Annotated in this window: 18 protein-coding genes and 1 riboswitch; of the genes, 5 read left to right on the top strand and 13 right to left on the bottom strand. The window is 72.4% G+C overall.

Annotated elements, in window-relative coordinates:
• Positions 1-10 precede the first annotated feature (10 nt).
• On the top strand, positions 11-784 hold the full coding sequence (locus O7619_RS18855; RefSeq protein ID WP_282282327.1) for a TSUP family transporter: 774 nt from the start codon (positions 11-13) through the stop codon (positions 782-784).
• On the top strand, positions 762-1568 hold the full coding sequence (locus O7619_RS18860; RefSeq protein ID WP_282282329.1) for a GNAT family N-acetyltransferase: 807 nt from the start codon (positions 762-764) through the stop codon (positions 1566-1568). The genes O7619_RS18855 and O7619_RS18860 overlap by 23 nt, the downstream gene beginning before the upstream one ends.
• On the opposite strand, the gene O7619_RS18865 is transcribed toward O7619_RS18860, so the two are convergent.
• Positions 1551-2057: a peptide deformylase gene (locus O7619_RS18865; protein ID WP_282282330.1), complete on the bottom strand. Its 507-nt coding sequence runs from the start codon at positions 2055-2057 to the stop codon at positions 1551-1553. The genes O7619_RS18860 and O7619_RS18865 overlap by 18 nt on opposite strands.
• Before the next feature lie 74 nt (positions 2058-2131).
• On the opposite strand from O7619_RS18865, the gene pip reads away from it, so the two are divergent.
• Positions 2132-3079, top strand: coding sequence for a prolyl aminopeptidase (gene pip, locus O7619_RS18870; RefSeq protein ID WP_282282331.1), 948 nt, complete (start codon positions 2132-2134; stop codon positions 3077-3079).
• Positions 3080-3125: 46 nt separating this feature from the next.
• Here the strand turns inward: pip and O7619_RS18875 are convergent, their stop codons facing one another.
• Positions 3126-4313 carry a chorismate-binding protein gene (locus tag O7619_RS18875; RefSeq protein WP_282282332.1) on the bottom strand — a complete coding sequence of 396 codons (1188 nt, stop codon included), beginning with the start codon at positions 4311-4313 and terminating at the stop codon, positions 3126-3128.
• 123 nt (positions 4314-4436) lie between these two features.
• Between O7619_RS18875 and O7619_RS18880 the strand changes: the two genes are divergently transcribed.
• Positions 4437-4637, top strand: a complete 201-nt coding sequence (locus O7619_RS18880) for a DUF5999 family protein (protein WP_013286363.1) — start codon at positions 4437-4439, stop codon at positions 4635-4637.
• 96 nt (positions 4638-4733) lie between these two features.
• Here O7619_RS18880 and gcvP read toward each other — a convergent pair whose 3' ends face one another.
• Both gcvP and O7619_RS18890 read right to left on the bottom strand, forming a co-directional pair.
• On the bottom strand, positions 4734-7562 hold the full coding sequence (gcvP, locus tag O7619_RS18885; RefSeq protein ID WP_282282333.1) for an aminomethyl-transferring glycine dehydrogenase: 2829 nt from the start codon (positions 7560-7562) through the stop codon (positions 4734-4736).
• Positions 7563-7637: 75 nt separating this feature from the next.
• Positions 7638-7728, bottom strand: a riboswitch (glycine riboswitch).
• A 57-nt stretch (positions 7729-7785) separates the two neighbouring features.
• Positions 7786-8631, bottom strand: coding sequence for an NAD-dependent protein deacetylase (locus O7619_RS18890; RefSeq protein WP_282282334.1), 846 nt, complete (start codon positions 8629-8631; stop codon positions 7786-7788).
• 145 nt (positions 8632-8776) lie between these two features.
• On the opposite strand from O7619_RS18890, the gene O7619_RS18895 reads away from it, so the two are divergent.
• A complete protein-coding gene (locus tag O7619_RS18895; RefSeq protein WP_282282335.1) occupies positions 8777-9433 on the top strand; it encodes an NAD(P)H-binding protein in 657 nt (218 codons plus the stop codon).
• Positions 9434-9486: 53 nt separating this feature from the next.
• Here the strand turns inward: O7619_RS18895 and O7619_RS18900 are convergent, their stop codons facing one another.
• From O7619_RS18900 to O7619_RS18940, 9 genes are all read right to left on the bottom strand, one after another.
• On the bottom strand, positions 9487-10167 hold the full coding sequence (locus O7619_RS18900; RefSeq protein ID WP_282282336.1) for a cell division protein DivIVA: 681 nt from the start codon (positions 10165-10167) through the stop codon (positions 9487-9489).
• The gene (locus O7619_RS18905; protein ID WP_282282337.1) at positions 10164-11324 is read right to left on the bottom strand and encodes a globin domain-containing protein; all 1161 of its coding nucleotides are present in this window, start codon (positions 11322-11324) and stop codon (positions 10164-10166) included. The genes O7619_RS18900 and O7619_RS18905 overlap by 4 nt, the downstream gene beginning before the upstream one ends.
• Positions 11325-11326: 2 nt before the next feature.
• Entirely contained in the window at positions 11327-11716 is a 390-nt protein-coding gene (locus O7619_RS18910; protein ID WP_282282338.1) for a group 1 truncated hemoglobin, read from the bottom strand.
• 416 nt (positions 11717-12132) lie between these two features.
• The gene (locus O7619_RS18915) at positions 12133-12720 is read right to left on the bottom strand and encodes a MerR family transcriptional regulator (protein WP_282282339.1); all 588 of its coding nucleotides are present in this window, start codon (positions 12718-12720) and stop codon (positions 12133-12135) included.
• 204 nt (positions 12721-12924) lie between these two features.
• On the bottom strand, positions 12925-13389 hold the full coding sequence (locus O7619_RS18920) for a bifunctional nuclease family protein (RefSeq protein WP_091577612.1): 465 nt from the start codon (positions 13387-13389) through the stop codon (positions 12925-12927).
• 209 nt (positions 13390-13598) lie between these two features.
• Entirely contained in the window at positions 13599-14300 is a 702-nt protein-coding gene (locus O7619_RS18925) for a MerR family transcriptional regulator (protein ID WP_282282343.1), read from the bottom strand.
• Between the two features lie 50 nt (positions 14301-14350).
• Positions 14351-14803 (bottom strand): FHA domain-containing protein, encoded by a 453-nt coding sequence (locus O7619_RS18930; protein WP_007071101.1) that lies wholly within the window; start codon positions 14801-14803, stop codon positions 14351-14353.
• Between the two features lie 216 nt (positions 14804-15019).
• Positions 15020-15400: a glycine cleavage system protein GcvH gene (gene gcvH, locus O7619_RS18935; RefSeq protein WP_282282348.1), complete on the bottom strand. Its 381-nt coding sequence runs from the start codon at positions 15398-15400 to the stop codon at positions 15020-15022.
• A gap of 54 nt (positions 15401-15454) precedes the next feature.
• A complete protein-coding gene (locus tag O7619_RS18940) occupies positions 15455-16396 on the bottom strand; it encodes a DUF881 domain-containing protein (protein ID WP_282282350.1) in 942 nt (313 codons plus the stop codon).

Consider the following 16396-nt stretch of genomic DNA (forward strand, 5'->3'; position numbering starts at 1 on the left):
GAATCGCGGCGTGGATCCGTGGGCGTTGACGACGTTGCTGGCTGCGGCTGCCGTGGCGGGGTGGGTGGACGCGGTGGTGGGTGGCGGCGGGTTGTTGTTGTTGCCGGCGTTGTTGGTGGCGGCGCCGGGGTTGCCGGTGGCGTCGGCGTTGGGGACGAACAAGTTGGCGGCGATCTTCGGGACGTCGACGGCGGCGGTGACGTATGCCCGGCGGACGAAGCTGGACTGGGTGGTGGCGGGTCCGGCGGCGGGGTTGGCGGTGTTGTCGGCGGGGTTGGGCGCGGCGTTGGCGGGTGCGGTGCCGGCGGGGGCGTACCGGCCGGTGGTGTTGGTGGTGTTGGTGTCGGTGGCGTTGTTCGTGGTGCTGCGCCCGCGGTTGGGGGTGGTGGCGCAGCCGGCGCGGCGGACGCCGGCGCGGGTGGCGGTGGCGGTCGGGGTGGCCGGGGTGGCGGTCGCCTTGTATGACGGGTTGATCGGTCCGGGTACGGGGACGTTCCTGGTGGTGGCGTTCACGGCGGTGGTGGGCGCGGATTTCCTGCACGGTTCGGCGATGGCGAAGGTGGTCAACGCGGGGACGAACCTGGGTGCGTTGGTGGTGTTCGGGTGGACCGGGCACGTGTGGTGGCTGCTCGGGGCGGCGATGGCGGTGTGCAACGTCGCCGGGGCGGTGGTGGGGGCGCGGATGGCGGTGCGCCGCGGGTCGGGGTTCGTGCGGGTGGTGCTGCTGGTGGTGGTCGTGGCGTTGGTCGCGAAGGTGGGTCATGACCAGTGGGTGGCGGGCTGAGGTGGCGGTGCGCGCGGAGCACGACCGGGTGGTGTTGGCGGGTCTGTTGGGTCGGGATCCGGTGTTGCACGCCTACCAGTTGGGCGATCTGGACGATTTCTTCTGGCCGTTCACGTCGTGGTTTCGTCGGGGTGAGCAGGTGGTGTTGCTGTATCACGGGGTGACGCCGCCGACGGTGCTGGCGTTCGCGGCGCCGGCGGGGCGCGCGGAGATGGCGGCGTTGTTGGCGGAGGTGGCGCCGGTGTTGCCGGCCCGGTCGTACGCGCACCTGTCCCCCGGTCTGGTGGGGGCCCTGTCCGGGTCGTTCCGGTGTGGTCCGGGTGGGCGGCATCGTCGGATGGCGTTGACGGATCCGGGCCGGTTGGCGGGGGTGGCGCCGGCGGGTGAGGTGTTGGGTGCGGCGGACCTGCCGGCGTTGCGTCGGTTGTACGGGCGGGCGTATCCGGACAACTGGTTCGACGCGCGGATGGTGGAGACCGGCCAGTACGTGGGGGTGCGCGACGGCGGTGAGCTGGTCGCGGTGGCGGGCGTGCACGTGTGGTCGCCGGTGTACGGGGTGGCGGCGTTGGGCAACGTGGCGACGGATCCGCGGTGGCGGGGTCGGGGGTTGGGTGCTGGCGTGGTGGCGGCGTTGTGTGCGCGGCTGCGGGAGACGGTCTCGCATGTCGTGTTGAACGTGAAGGCGGACAACGTGGCGGCGGTGCGGTTGTACGAGCGGGTGGGGTTCACCCGGGTGGCCGACTACGAGGAGTTCACGTTGACGGCGTCAGCGGCGGCTGGGTGAGTCGAAGCGGCCGGCGCGGATCTCTCGTAGCGCTTTGCGGCGGGTGTCGCCGCGCAGGGTGTCGACGTAGAGGCGGCCGTGCAGGTGGTCGGTTTCGTGTTGCAGGATGCGGGCGAGGAAGCCGCTGCCGGTGATGGTGAGGGGTTCGCCGTGCTGGTCGTGGCCGTGGGCGGTGGCGTGCATCGCGCGGGGGGTCGGGAAGTAGAGCCCGGGGATGGACAGGCAGCCCTCGTCGTCGTCCTGGAGTTCGTCGGACAGCTCGAGGGTGGGGTTGACGAGGTGGCCGGTGTGGCCGTCGGCGTGCCAGGCGAACACCTGGGTGTTGACGCCGATCTGGGGTGCGGCGACGGCGGCGCGTCCGGGCGCGCCGCGAGTCGTGTCGATCAGGTCCTGCACGAGGGCGCGCAGTTCGGCGTCGAACGTGGTGACCGGTTCGCTGGGGGTGCGCAGGACGGGGTCGCCGATGATCCGGATCGGGCGCATAGTCATGTCCGGAAGGCTAGTCGTTGCTTACCGGTCGGTGGTGCCCACCCGCCGGTCCGGTGTCGTGGGAGGGTCTGCCGATGTATCCACCGATCGAGCCGTACGCGCGGGGTCTGCTGGACGTCGGGGACGGTCAGCGGGTGCGGTGGGAGACCTGCGGCAACCCCGACGGTCGCCCGGCGCTCGTGGTGCACGGCGGCCCGGGTTCCGGGGCGGGGGCGTCGTGGCGGCAGTTGTTCGACCCGGCCGCCTACCGGATCGTGTTGTTCGACCAGCGGGGCTGCGGCGGCAGCACCCCGTCGGCGGCCGATCCGGCCACCGACCTGTCGGTGAACACCACCGCGCACCTGCTGGCGGACATGGAGGTGCTGCGCGCGCACCTGGGTGTGGACCGGTGGCTGTTGTGCGGCGCGTCGTGGGGGTCGACGCTGTCGCTGGCGTACGCGCAGGCCCACCCGCGGCGGGTGACCGCGTTGGTGCTGTTCAGCGTGGTCGCCACCACCGCCCGGGAGGTCGAGTGGGTGACCCGGGACATGGGTCGGGTGTTCCCCGAGCAGTGGGCGCGGTTCCGCGACGGGGTGCCCGAGGCCGACCGTGACGGTGACCTCGCCGCCGCGTACGCCCGGCTGGTCAACGACCCGGACCCGGTGGTGCGGGACCGGGCGGCGCGGGACTGGTGTGCGTGGGAGGACGTGCACGTGTCGCTCGCCGGCGGGTACGCGCCCAGCCTCCGCTACGCCGACCCGGTGTTCCGGTTCGGGTTCACCCGGCTGGTCACCCACTACTTCGCCCACGCCGGGTTCCTGCCCGACGGGCAGTTGCTGCGCGACGCCGACCGCCTCGCCGGGATCCCCGGGGTCCTGGTGCAGGGCCGCTTGGACGTCAGCGGCCCGCCCGACATCGCCTGGGAGTTGACCCGGCGGTGGCCCGACGCCCGGCTGGAGATCGTCGAGGCCGGTGGCCACGGCAGCGGCCACGGCATCGGCGAGCGGGTGGTCGCCGCCCTGGACGGGTTCGCCGCCGGCTGAAACCGCGCCGCCGCCGGCTCGGCGGCGCTGCGGACGCGGCGGCGGGTCAGGCGGCGGCGAGCAGCGCGCGCAGCGGGGCGGCCTTCGCGGCGGCCTCGGCGACCTCGGCGGCCGGGTCGCTGCCCCAGGTGATGCCGCCGCCGGCCCACAGGTGCAGCCGCCGGGTGTCGGCGACGGCGGTGCGGATGGTCAACCCCAGGTCGAGCCGGTCGGGGCCGACCCAGCCCAGCGCGCCCATGCCGGCGCCCCGCCCGACCGGTTCCAGGGCGGCCAGCGATGCCAGGGCGGCGTGTTTGGGGGCGCCGGTGACGGACCCGCCGGGGCACAGCGCGCGCAGCAGGTCGGCCAGGCCCAGGCCGGCGGCGGGCGCCGCGGACACGGTCGACTCCGCCTGCCACAGGTCGCACCAGCGGCGGACGGCGAACAGGTCGTCGACGCGCACCGAGCCGGTGGCGGCGACCCGGGCCAGGTCGTTGCGGGCCAGGTCGACGATCATCACGTGTTCGGCGCGTTCCTTGGCGGAGGCGAGCAGGTCCCGGCGGCCGGCGGCGGTGGCCGGGCGGGTGCCCTTGATCGGTCGGGTGACCAGCCGGCCGTGTTCGACCGCGACGAGGGTTTCCGGGGAGGCGCAGCCGAGCGTCCAGCCGGGTCCGGTGAGGGTGCCGCCGTAGCGGGCGCCGGGTAGCGCGGCGAGGCGGGCCAGCGCCGGCCGCGGGTCGCCGGTGTAGTGGGCGGCGGCGTGGCCGACGAGGTTGACCTGGTAGACGTCGCCGCGGGCGATGGCGGCGCGGACGGTGTCGACGGCGGCGGCGTGGGCGGCCGGGGTCCAACTGTCCCGCCAGTCCCCCAGCCGCCAGGCGGGCGGCGCGGGGTGTGGGGGTGCGGCGGCGCCGTGGTGGTAGACGACCACGACCAGGTCGGGCAGCGCCGGCGCGGGGGTCGGCGCTCCGGTCGGCGCGCCGATGGCGGACGCGCCGGCGGCGGCGGACAGGAACAGCGCGGCCCCGCACACGCCGTGCGGGGTGTGCCGGCTGGGGCGGGTCAGGTCGTCGACCGGCAGGCCGTGCGCGGTGAGGAAGCGTTGCGCCAGGTCGGTGGGGTCGCCGCCGTCGCCGACGCGCCACTGGAGCCGGGCGGTCTCGACCAGGTGGGGTCGGCAGCGGGCCGGCGCGGCGGGCGCATCGACCGGTACCTGTGGGAGCGCTTCCACGACGTCTGGGCGGTTCCGGATCATCCGTTCAGCCGATTCTGGGTGAACAAGCCGCAACCTTGCTCGATGCCGCGCGGTTTCGCTTGGTACTGTGCGTCACTGGTCATGTGAACCATGACACAGTGCCCCCACAGTCCGGAGAACCCGATGTGTCAGCACCAGCCCACCTGCCCCTCCGCCGACGCGACCGACCGCGAAGCCGCCCGCGTCCTCGCCTGCTTCCCTGAGCAGGGCTGGAGCCTGCTCTGCAACGGCGTCATCGTCTTCGAGGACACCGGTGAGCTGCTCCCCGACGGGCGGACCATCGCCCCGCACCGGGGACCGGCCCGCCACGCCCTCGTCGCCTGAACGATCACGCTGCGTCGCCTGAGCGTACGCGCCGGCGGTGACCGTCGGCGCGCCCGGCCGGGGCGGCGATCCACCACCGCCCCGGCGTGACCCCGCTCAGCTCTCCTCGAACGCCTCCGGCGCCGGGCAGGAGCAGACCAGGTTCCGGTCGCCGTACGCGCCGTCGACCCGCCGCACCGGCGGCCAGTACTTCCCCGCCCGGTCCACGCCGCCCGGGTAGGCGCCCACCGACCGCGGATACGGGTGCGGCCACTGGTCGCCGGACACCATCGCCGCGGTGTGCGGCGCGTTCGCCAGGGGGTTGTCGCCGGCCGGCCACCGCCCCGACGCCACCTCGTCGATCTCCCCGCGGATGGCGATCATCGCGTCGCAGAACCGGTCCAGCTCGGCCAGGTCCTCACTCTCGGTGGGCTCCACCATCAGCGTCCCCGCCACCGGGAACGACATCGTCGGGGCGTGGAAACCGTAGTCGATCAGCCGCTTCGCCACGTCGTCGACGCTCACCCCGCTCGCCCGGGTCAACGCACGCAGGTCCAGGATGCACTCGTGCGCCACCAGGCCCTTGTTACCGGCGTACAGCACCGGGAAGTGGGGCCGCAGCCGCGCCGCCACGTAGTTCGCGGCCAGCACCGCCACCCCGGTGGCCCGCACCAACCCCGGCGCGCCCATCATCCGCAGGTACGCCCACGGGATCGGCAGGATCCCCGCCGACCCGTACCGGGACGCGGAGATCGCCGGCCGGCCGTCGGCACGCGCGCCGAGCGGGTCACCGGGCAGGAACGGCGCCAGGTGCGCGCGTACCGCCACCGGCCCCACCCCCGGGCCGCCGCCGCCGTGCGGAATGCAGAACGTCTTGTGCAGGTTCAGGTGCGACACGTCCGCCCCGAACATCCCCGGCTTGGCGAACCCGACCAGCGCGTTGAGGTTCGCCCCGTCGACGTACACCTGACCGCCGGCGTCGTGGACCTTCGCGCACAACTGCGCGATGCCCGTCTCGTACACCCCGTGCGTCGACGGGTACGTCACCATGATCGCGGCGAGGGCGTCCCGATGCTTGTCGATCTTCGCGTCGAGGTCGACCAGGTCGACGTTGCCGTCGGCGTCGCAGCCGACCACCACCACCCGCATCCCGGCCATCACCGCCGACGCGGCGTTGGTGCCGTGCGCCGACGACGGGATCAGGCACACGTCGCGGTGCCCGTCGCCGCGGTCCCGGTGGTAGGCGCGGATCGCCAGCAGCCCGGCCAGCTCACCCTGCGACCCGGCGTTGGGTTGCACGCTGACCGCGTCGTAGCCGGTCACCTCCGCCAGCCAACCCTCCAACTGGGCGATCAGCTCCCGGTAGCCGGCGGTCTGGGCGTCCGGCGCGAACGGGTGCAGGTGCGCGAACTCCGCCCAGCTGATCGGTTCCATCTCGCTGGTGGCGTTGAGTTTCATCGTGCACGACCCCAACGGGATCATGCCGCGGTCCAACGCGAAGTCGAAGTCGGCCAGCCGGCGCAGGTAGCGCAGCATCGCCGTCTCCGAGTGGTGGGACCGGAACACCGGATGGGTGAGGAAGTCCGACGTGCGGGCCAGGCCGTCCGGCAACGCCGCGTCCACGTCGCCGTCGACGCCGTCGACGCCGAACGCCGCCCACACCGCCGCCACGTGCGCGCCGGTGGTCGTCTCGTCGCAGGACACGCCGACCCGGTCGGCGTCGACCAGCCGCAGGTTCACGCCCCGGGCCGCCGCCGCGGCCACCACCTGCGCGGCCCGCCGGCCCGGCACCGTCGCGGTGAGCGTGTCGAAGAACGCCACGTCCGCCACCTCGACGCCGCCGGCGCGCAGCCCGGCCGCGAGCCGCGCCGCCACCGCGTGGGTACGCCGGGCGATCGTCCGCAGCCCGTCCGGCCCGTGATACACCGCGTACATGCCGGCCATCACCGCCAGCAGCACCTGCGCGGTGCAGATGTTGCTCGTCGCCTTCTCCCGCCGGATGTGCTGCTCCCGGGTCTGCAACGCCAGCCGGTACGCGGGATCACCGGCGGCGTCGCGGGACACCCCGACCAGCCGGCCCGGCAGCATCCGCTCCAAGCCGGCGCGCACCGCCAGGTAGCCGGCGTGCGGCCCACCGAAGCCCATCGGCACCCCGAAACGCTGGGTGGTGCCGGCGGCGATGTCCGCGCCGATCTCACCGGGCGGGCGCAGCAGCGTCAACGCCAACAGGTCCGCCGCGACCGTGACCAGCGCCCCGGCGGTGTGCGCGGCGGCGACCAACGGCGCGTGGTCGCGCACCGCGCCGGACGCCCCCGGGTACTGCAGGTGCAGGCCGAAGAACTCCGCCGGCAACCCGTCGGCGTCCACGTCGACCACCCGCACCTCGATGCCGAGCGGCTCGGCGCGGCCGGTGAGCACGGCGATGGTCTGCGGCAGCGCGTCGGCGTCCACCACGTACACCGGGCTCGTGCTCTTCGACGCCCGCCGCGCGAGGGTCATCGCCTCGGCCGCGGCGGTGCCCTCGTCGAGCATCGAGGCGTTCGCCGTGGCCAGGCCGGTCAGGTCGGTCACCATGGTCTGGAAGTTCAGCAGCGCCTCCAGCCGACCCTGGCTGATCTCCGGCTGGTACGGCGTGTACGCGGTGTACCAGGCCGGGTTCTCCAACACGTTACGGCGGATCACCGCCGGGGTGTGCGTGCCGTGGTAACCCAGGCCGATCATGGACACGGCGACGGTGTTCCGCCCGGCCAGGGCGCGTAGCTCCGCGACCGCCTCCCGCTCGGTGGCCGGCTCCGGCAGGTCCAGGGTGCCGTGCCAGCGGATCACCTCGGGGATCGCGGCGTCCATCAGCTCGTCGACGGAGCTGTAACCGACGGCCTCCAACATGCGGCGCTCGGCGGCCGGGTCGGGGCCGATGTGCCGGTCGGCGAACTGCTCAGCGGTCATGCGCGGCGCTCCTTGCGAGGGGGCGAGGTCGACGGGTCGGCCTCCCCCTGAGTCGCGCTGACGCGCTCCACAGCGCCTGCCCACGTGGTCCTTTTGCCTGAGAGGTTCCGGGGAGAATCTGCCCCTTCGGCGCCGCCTGATCGACGGTCTCTCCCACGTGGGTGGTACCGGCGTCTCCCACGCTACCAGCGGCCGTGTTTCCGGCTCATGTCCCGGGGGTTGATCACACCGGGGCGCCCGCCGGCGCGGCCAGGGCGGCGGCGAGCCCGGTCAGGGCGGCGCCCAGCGGGGCGTCCACCCGCACCGTGGCGTACCCGTCGCCGCGGGTGACGCCCTGGTTGACGATCCCCACCGGGATGCCGTGCTTCGCCGCCCGCAACACGAACCGCCGCCCCGACATCACCGTCAACGACGACCCGAGGACCAGCAGCGACCGTGCCCCCTCGACGAGCGCGAAACAGTCCGCCACCCGCGGCGCCGGCACCGTCTCGCCGAAGAACACCACGTCCGGTTTCAGCATCCCGGAGCCGCACACCCCGCAGTCGACCGTGCGGAACCCGGACACCGCCTCGTCGGGCAGGTCCACGTCGCCGTCGGGGTTGACGTGCGCCACCCGCGCGTCGAACCCCGGATTCGCCTCGGTCAGGCGCCGGTGCACCTCGTCGCGGCCGGTCGGGTTGCCGCAGTCCAGGCACGTCACCTCGTCGAGGCGGCCGTGCAACTCGATCACGCCGGTGGCGCCGGCGGCGGTGTGCAGGCCGTCGACGTTCTGGGTGATGATCCCGGCGAGCAGCCCGGCGCGTTGCAACCGGGCCACCGCCCGGTGCCCGTCGTTCGGCGCGGCCCGGGCGACGGTGCGCCACCCCAGGTGGCTGCGCGCCCAGTAGCGCCGCCGGGCGTCCGGGTCCCGGGTGAACGCCTGATAGGTCATGGGGGTGTGCCGGCGGGCTGCGCCACTCGGCCCACGATAGTCCGGAATGCCCGACTCGGTGGACAGGCCGGCGCCGCTGAGCACCACCACACCCCCCGCCGCCACCAGCGACGTCAACGCCTCGATCGCATCACTCACCCACCCATGTTCCCTCGCCCAGCCCGCTCGCCCCACCACCGCGCCTCCGGTGATCACGAGGTCGATGGTGCGACACGCCGCAGCGGGCCGCCGCCAACCTCATGAGCGACGCGGCCGGGTGCCCGCGCGCGGCTACGGTGGGACCATGCGCGTTGTCATCGCCGGAGGGCACGGGAAGATCGCCAAGCTGCTGGAACGGGAACTCGCCGGACGCGGCGACACCGCCGTCGGGTTGATCCGCAACCCCGACCACGCCGCCGCGCTGCGCGCCGCCGGCGCCGAACCCGTCGTGGTCGACCTCGAACACACCGACGTCGACACGCTCGCCGCCCACCTGACCGGCGCCGACGCGGTCGTGTTCGCCGCCGGCGCCGGACCCGGCAGCGGCGCCGACCGCAAGGACACCGTCGACCGGGGCGCCGCCGTGCTGCTCGCCGACGCCGCCGCCCGCGCCCGGGTCCGCCGCTACCTGCTGCTCTCCTCCATGGGCGTGGACAACCCGCCCGCACCCGACAGCGGTGACGTGTGGGCGGCCTACCTGCGGGCCAAGAAAGCCGCCGAGGACGACATCACCGGCCGGGACCTCGACGTGACCGTGCTGCGCCCCGGCCGGCTCACCGACGACACACCCACCGGCCGGATCACCCTGGCCCGCCCCGTCACCCCCGGGCCGGTCAGCCGCGCCGACGTCGCCCGGGTCCTGCTGGCCCTGCTGTACGCCCCCGGCACCGCCGGGCACACCGTCGAACTCGTCGCCGGGGACACCCCCATCGCCGACGCCGTCGACGCGCTCGCCGCCTGACCGGCGAACAAGGAAGGACCCCTCGGCGTTGACAAGGGGCCCCTCCGCACCGCTCAGCGCTGGTGACGGGGCAACGCCGGCTGCGGCTCCCCACCGACCGGCGGCACCTCCCGGGCGATGCGCTCCATCGTCCGCGCCAACTGCTCACTGCCGTCGTCGAGATGCCGGGCCGCCGCCCGCATGTGCGACATCATCATCTCCCCGAAGATCCGCAACGCCTCCCGCGTGGCCACCGCGTCGTCGACGTTCCCCCCGGCGTTGCTGCGGTACTCCACCACCGCCCGCTCGGCCTCCCGCTTCGCCTCCTCCGCCGCCGCCCGCATGTAACTCTCGTACTGCACCCGGGCGTACTCGGCGACCCGGCGGGCGTAGTCGTGCGCCTGCGCGATGATCTGCTCCGCCTCCCGCTGCGCCGCCGACAACAGGTTCACCTCCTTCGCCGCCGGCATCACCGGCTTGTCGGCGCTCGGGATCACCCCGTGCCGGTGCAACTCCAGATGGTCGTTGAGCCGCTCGTTCTCCGCCCGCAGATTCGCCACCTGCGCGGCCAACAGATCCAACTCGTCGGCCACCTGCATCCGGAACCGGTCCACGTCGGTCTGCTCGTACCCACGACGGGTGAACGCCGCCGCCCCGAACTCCCACCGCCGCACCCGGTCCGACGTCAACCGCACCTGCACCGGCCCCGACACGTGCTGCGCGTCGTCATAACTGCTGATCGGAGTCGCACTCACCGGATACCTCCGTCAGGGATGGTCGCCGTACGCCACGTCGGCCCGTACCAATGCTTGCCGTAACCCTCGTGATGCACCTGACCCGGCGCGTAACCCGCCCCGGTCAACGCCGCCACCGACTGGCTCACCATCTCGTCGGACCCACACACGTACACGTGCCGCGACCGCCAGTCCCCCTCGGCCAACACCCGGTCGACCACCGGCGTCACCTCACCCGGCCGCCGCGGATCCGCACCCGACACGTACGACACCCGCAACCACGGATGCTGCGCGGCCAACTTGTCGATCGCCTCGCTGTCGTAGAACTCCGTCCGGGACCGGGCCCCCACATACAGGTCCACCCGCCGCCCCGAACCCTCCGCCGCGACCTGCTCCACCAACGCCTTCACCGGCGCCCAACCCGTCCCACCGGCCAGCAGCAGCAGATCCGACGACCCCGCCGACCACAACGCCAACCCGTCCCCCACCGGCGCCGCCAGATGGATCTGATCCCCCGCCGCGCACCCGTACACCAACCGCGACGACACCGCCCCACCCGGCGCCGCCCGCACATGCAACTCCACCGTGCCGTCCGCGCGCGGCGCGTTCGCCGGCGAGTAGTACCGCCACGACCGCACCGCCGGATGCGACACCCCGATCGACTGGCCCGCGGTGAACGGCAGCAGATACTGCGGGCGCACCGTCAACACCGCCACGTCGAACGTGCGCCGCTCGTGGACCAGCACCTCCCCCACCCACCACGGCGGGGAATGCGCCTCCGCCGCCTGCGCCGCCTCCGTCATCACCCGCGCGACCAGCCCGTACGCGGCCACCCAGTCCGCGGCCAGCTCGTCGGTCCACGCCGAACCGCTGAAATGCCGCAACGTCGCCACCAGCGCCTCACCCACCGCCGGGTAGTGCTCCGCCCGCACCGCGTACTTGCGGTGGTCCGCGCCCAACTGCCGCAGGAACCCGACCAGCAGATCCACCTGGTCCACGTGCGACACGATGTGCCCCAACGCCGACACCAGACGGTCCCGCTGCCCGGCCATGTTCGTGCCGAACATCTGCCGGGTCTCCGGATGCGCCAGGAACAGCGTCGAATAGAAGTAGAGCGGCACCTGGTCGCCGTGCCCGGCCACCAGCGCCCAACTCTGCTTGAGCCGCGCCGCGTCCACGCTCAGGCGTTCCCCGCCGACACGACCTGATCGCGCACCTGACCGAGCACGCCCCGCACGTCGTCGATCACGTCACCCGGCACACCCAACTGCGCCAACGTCGCCGTCAGGTGCTCACCGACCTTCGCGTAGTGGTCCCCCGGAATATGCAACGGCTGATGCGCCTCGGCCAACCCCCGACCCGCGTACTCGTTCGGGCCGCCCAACACCACCGCCAGCATCAACGCCAGGTGCCGCCGCTGCTCGGCCATGTCCACACCGGTGAAGTAGCCGGCCAGGTCCGGGTCCGCCAACACCCGGTCGTAGAACACCTCCACCGCGGCCTTCACCGCCGCCGCGCCGCCGATGCGCTCGTAGTGGGAGACCGGGGTCGTCTCGTTCGTCACCGTCATGCTGAGTCCTTCCGCGAGGGGCCCGCGGCAGCGCCGCGGCAGGGGACGTCGCCAGCGACATGACATCACGCACCGTGACGTCGGCATGCCGGCGACCGTCAGGGACCATAGCGCGCCCGCCGCCACGCTTCACGCCCACCCGGTCAGAATTCGGACAACCGTCGACCACGGACAGTCAACACTGTAACCCGATCCGAGGGATACGACACAAACGTGTCATCCCACCGGGATCCCCACCGTCTCGTTCGGACACCACACGGACACCCACCGCGACCTGCACACACCGCCCCCCACCCCACACCCGGCCGCGCCCACCCGCCGAACCCGCACCCCGCACACACACCGTCACCAAACGACGAATCGCGCCGGGCCGAAAAGGCCACGACGCGATCCCATACAGGAGACACCGACAACGATCATCCGGCCCGGCGCCGCGCCCGCCGCGCCGCCAACTCGTCCCCCACCGAATCCACCTCAGGCTCCGCCACCATGGCATCCCGCTCCGGCCCACCCGCCGGCTCCGCCGGCAGATGCGACAACGAACCCTGAATCTCCTTGAACGCCCCACCGATCGCGATGCCGAACACCCCCTGGCCGCCCTGCAACAGGTCGACCACCTCCTCCGGCGACCGGCACTCGTACACCGTCGTCCCATCGGAGATCAACGTGATGCCCGCCAGATCATCCACCCCACGCGACCGCAACGCCTCAATCGCCCGACGGATGTTCTGCAACGACACCCCGGCATCCAACAACCGCTTCACGACCTTCAACACCACCAGGTCGCGGAACGAATACAACCGGGACGTCCCCGAACCCGACGCATCCCGCACACTCGGCACCACCAACGCCGTCCGCGCCCAGTAGTCCAACTGCCGGTAACTGATGCCCACCGCCGAACAGGCGGTCACACCCCGGTAGCCCACCTCACCGTCAGCGAACGACCCAGGCCCCACACCCGCCTGCTGCTCCGAACTCGGACCAGGATCTCGCGGCTCGTGCATCCGGACCAACCTCCCCGCCCGTGCGGCACCACGTCCCCGTACGGGCACCCCTCGACACGGCAACCCTAACGCCGACGAGACGACAACACCGGCAGGAGACACCCGACACGCCGCGCTACCAACCCGCGACAGCACACACGGCGGCCAGCCGCCACCACCGTGACAACCACCGCCGCGCCACCCCGACCAGACGGCCGGACCCACTCAACCCGCGAAATCCTCCGGCCGCACCTGATCCAGGAACTCCCGGAACTTCTCCACCTCGTCCTCCTGCTCGTCCGGGATCACGATCCCCGCCTCGCTGAGGACCTGCTCCGCACAACGAATCGGAGCACCCACCCGCAACGCCAACGCGATCGAATCACTCGGCCGCGCCGACACCCGCACGCCGTCACCGAGCAACAGATCCGCGTAGAAGACGTTCTCCTTCAACTCGGTGATCTCCACCGCCCGCAACGGCGCCTGCAACGCCGCCAACACATCCCGCAGAAGATCATGCGTCAACGGCCGCGCCGGCTTGACCCCCTGCTGCTCATAGGCGATGGCCGTCGCCTCGACCGCGCCGATCCAGATCGGCAGATAGCGGTCCCCCTCAACCTCCCGCAGCAGGACGATCGGCTGGTTGCTGGGCAACTCCACCCGAACTCCGACCACGCTCAGCTCGCGCACCGCCGCCTCCGTGTCGTCGTCACCATCGCACCGCGCCTTCCCTGCACGGTACACGGACACAGGACACGCAAGTCCCACGCGCTACGTGCACCACGCCTCGACAGACGGCTTACCCCGGCAAGCCTACGACACGCCCACGCCGCCCGAACGTCGCGCGCCCACCCACGACGAAGGGCCGGGCACCCACGGCACCCGACCCCACCGACACCTCACCGGCCCAACGTCGACCGCAACCCCACCCGCACCAACGCCGCATGCAGCTGCTGCGACAACGCCATCAACTCCCGCGCCGTCTCCGCCGCCCGCGCCCGCGCCGCCGGATCGCTCTGCCGCACCAACGGCGCCACCAACTGCGCGAACAAACCCACCTCACGATCCGCCGCCGACCGGTACGCCCGCAGATGCCGCGGCTGGAACCCGTACGCCGCCAACCCCGCCACCGCACTCGCGATGATCAACGCATCCGCGTCATACCACCCCGGCGGATCCGACACCACCACACCGAGCCGCTCCAACTCGACAAACGTCGACTCGTCAAGCCCGCTGCGCGACAACAACTCCGACCGACCCAGCCGCACCTCAGCCGACTCGACCGGCTCCACCGGCTCCCGACCCGGCACCTCACCACCCGGACCGACCGCCACCAGATTCGGCCGCGCCCGACCCGACGGCGCCCCATCGGCGTCCCACTGCGCCAACTGCTCCCGGATCACCCGCAACGGCAGATACTGATCCCGCTGCGCGGTCAACACGAACCGCAACCGCGCCACGTCATCCCAGCCGTACTTCCGGTAACCCGACGGCGTCCGCTGCGGCTCCACCAGGCCCTCGGCCTCCAGGAACCGCAACTTCGAGATCGTCACGTCCGGAAACTCCGCCCGCAACCGCGCCAACACCTCGCCGATACTCATCAGCGCAGGCGCACGCCCCGCCCCGGACGGCGTCGAAGCCGCAGGCTCGTTCACCCCCGGCCGGCCTCCTCCTCCGGGCGCGGACCGGCGATGAACACCACCCGGAACTTACCGATCTGCACCTCGTCACCATTGCTCAACGTGGCCGCCTCGACCCGCTCCCGGTTCACGTACGTGCCGTTCAGGCTGCCCACGTCCCGCACCGTGAACGTGCCACCGTCCCGGTGGAACTCCGCGTGCCGCCGCGACACCGTCACGTCGTCGAGGAAGATGTCACTGTCCGGGTGCCGCCCACTCGTCGTCACATCGTGGTCCAACAGGAACCGGGCACCCGCGTTCGGGCCCCGGCGAACCACGAGCAACGCCATTCCCGGCGGCAACGAACCGGACATACGGCTCGGCACCACATCGGTGTCCGGCCCCTCCAGCACTTCGTCGAGCGAACCGAGATTGAGCGTCGAAGTGACGTCGAGCGGGGGGAACTCGTCGTCTGGGCGCGTCATGGGACCACCTCACGGATCTGTTCGGTCGGCGTCAGGAAATGGCGGGTCTGGCCGCCGGGCGAACCCACACCCGGCGGCTGGCTCCCCGTGCCGGGAAGGCGCATTCCGCAACGCTCAAACTATTGGTTCTCGGTCGACTGGGCGAGCCTAGCCAGCGCCGAAATGCAGGGCAACCGGACGCGCGGAACCAACCCCGCCGCCCGGCACGACACGACCTCAGCTCTCGGTGAGCCCGCGGTACGCATCAGCGGTCAACAGACCATCGACCGCAGCCGGATCATCCGGAGTGATCTCCACCAACCAACCCGCGCCGTACGGATCCGTGTTGATCACCTCCGGGGTGTCGGCCAACGCCTCATTGCGCGCCGACACCGTGCCGCTCAACGGCGCGTAGATCTCCGACACACTCTTCGTCGACTCGATCTCCCCCAGCGACTCACCCGCCGCCACCACCGCGCCGGAGTCCGGCAACTGCACGAACACGATGTCACCCAGAGCGTCCTGCGCGAAGTGCGTGATACCGACGCGGACGACACCACCGTCACCACCGACGACCCACTCGTGCTCGGCGGTGTACCGCAGATCCTCAGGAATCACCAACTGCGTCCTTCGTCATCGGCGCACCGGGCGAACCGGCGCGGCCGCGACCGGTCAGGAGACCGGCCGGGCGTGGTCCAGCTTGATCGGCGCGTGTAGCTGCGAAACCTCCACAACCTCACGATCCTCGGACGTCACGTTACCGCCGGCCTCCCGCACCGCGGAGACCACCCCGCCCGGAATGTTCAAAGCCGTACGCATCGTCGCCGGATCACCGATCACCAGGATCGAGTACGGGCCCACCAACCGCCGCCCGTCCACCAGCAGGCCACCACCCGACCCGTCCACGAAATACGTCGACGCGATGACCCGCACCGCGGTGCCGTCCGCACCCTGGATCTGCATCGCCTCCGCGCCCGCACCCCGCAACTCCTGCACCGCGTCCAGGATCCGCGTCGACGACATCGCCTTGTCCGGCCCCGAGAACCGCACCTCCAGACCCGGCCCCACCGCCGGCAGGGTCCCGGCCAGAATGCCCAACTCGTCCGCCCGCCGCGTCGCCTCCTCCAGCGCCGCCTGCCGACCCTGCTCACCCGACCGCAACTGCCGCTGGCTCTCCTCCAACGCCTCGATGTCCTGCCGCAGCCGACGCTCCCGCGCATCCAGATCCGACGAGATCCGCACCAGATCCTCCTCCCGCGTCGCCGCGAGCGTCGGATCCGTCGACGTCGTCTTCAACTGCACCACCAGGGTGAACCCCAACAACGCCAGCAGCACCGCGATCATCGCGCCCGCCGACGTCAACCGCCGCGCCCCGGACACCCGCTCCGGCCGCGCCCGCGCCCCCGGCTCCTCCGCCGGCGCCGGCACATCCTCCCGCTCGACCGGCTCGGTCGGTTCGGCAGGTTCCACGGGTTCGGCCGGCGCCAACGGGCTCAACTCGTCCGGATCCGGCGCATCCGGACGCGGATCCGGCTCACCCGCCGGCCCCGACGGCCGCCCCGGCCCCGCCGGCTCCGGCCATCCCGTACCCGTCTCCCGGTGCTCCTCGCTCAT

The organism is Micromonospora sp. WMMD998, assembly GCF_029581235.1.
Classification (GTDB): Bacteria; Actinomycetota; Actinomycetes; order Mycobacteriales; family Micromonosporaceae; genus Micromonospora.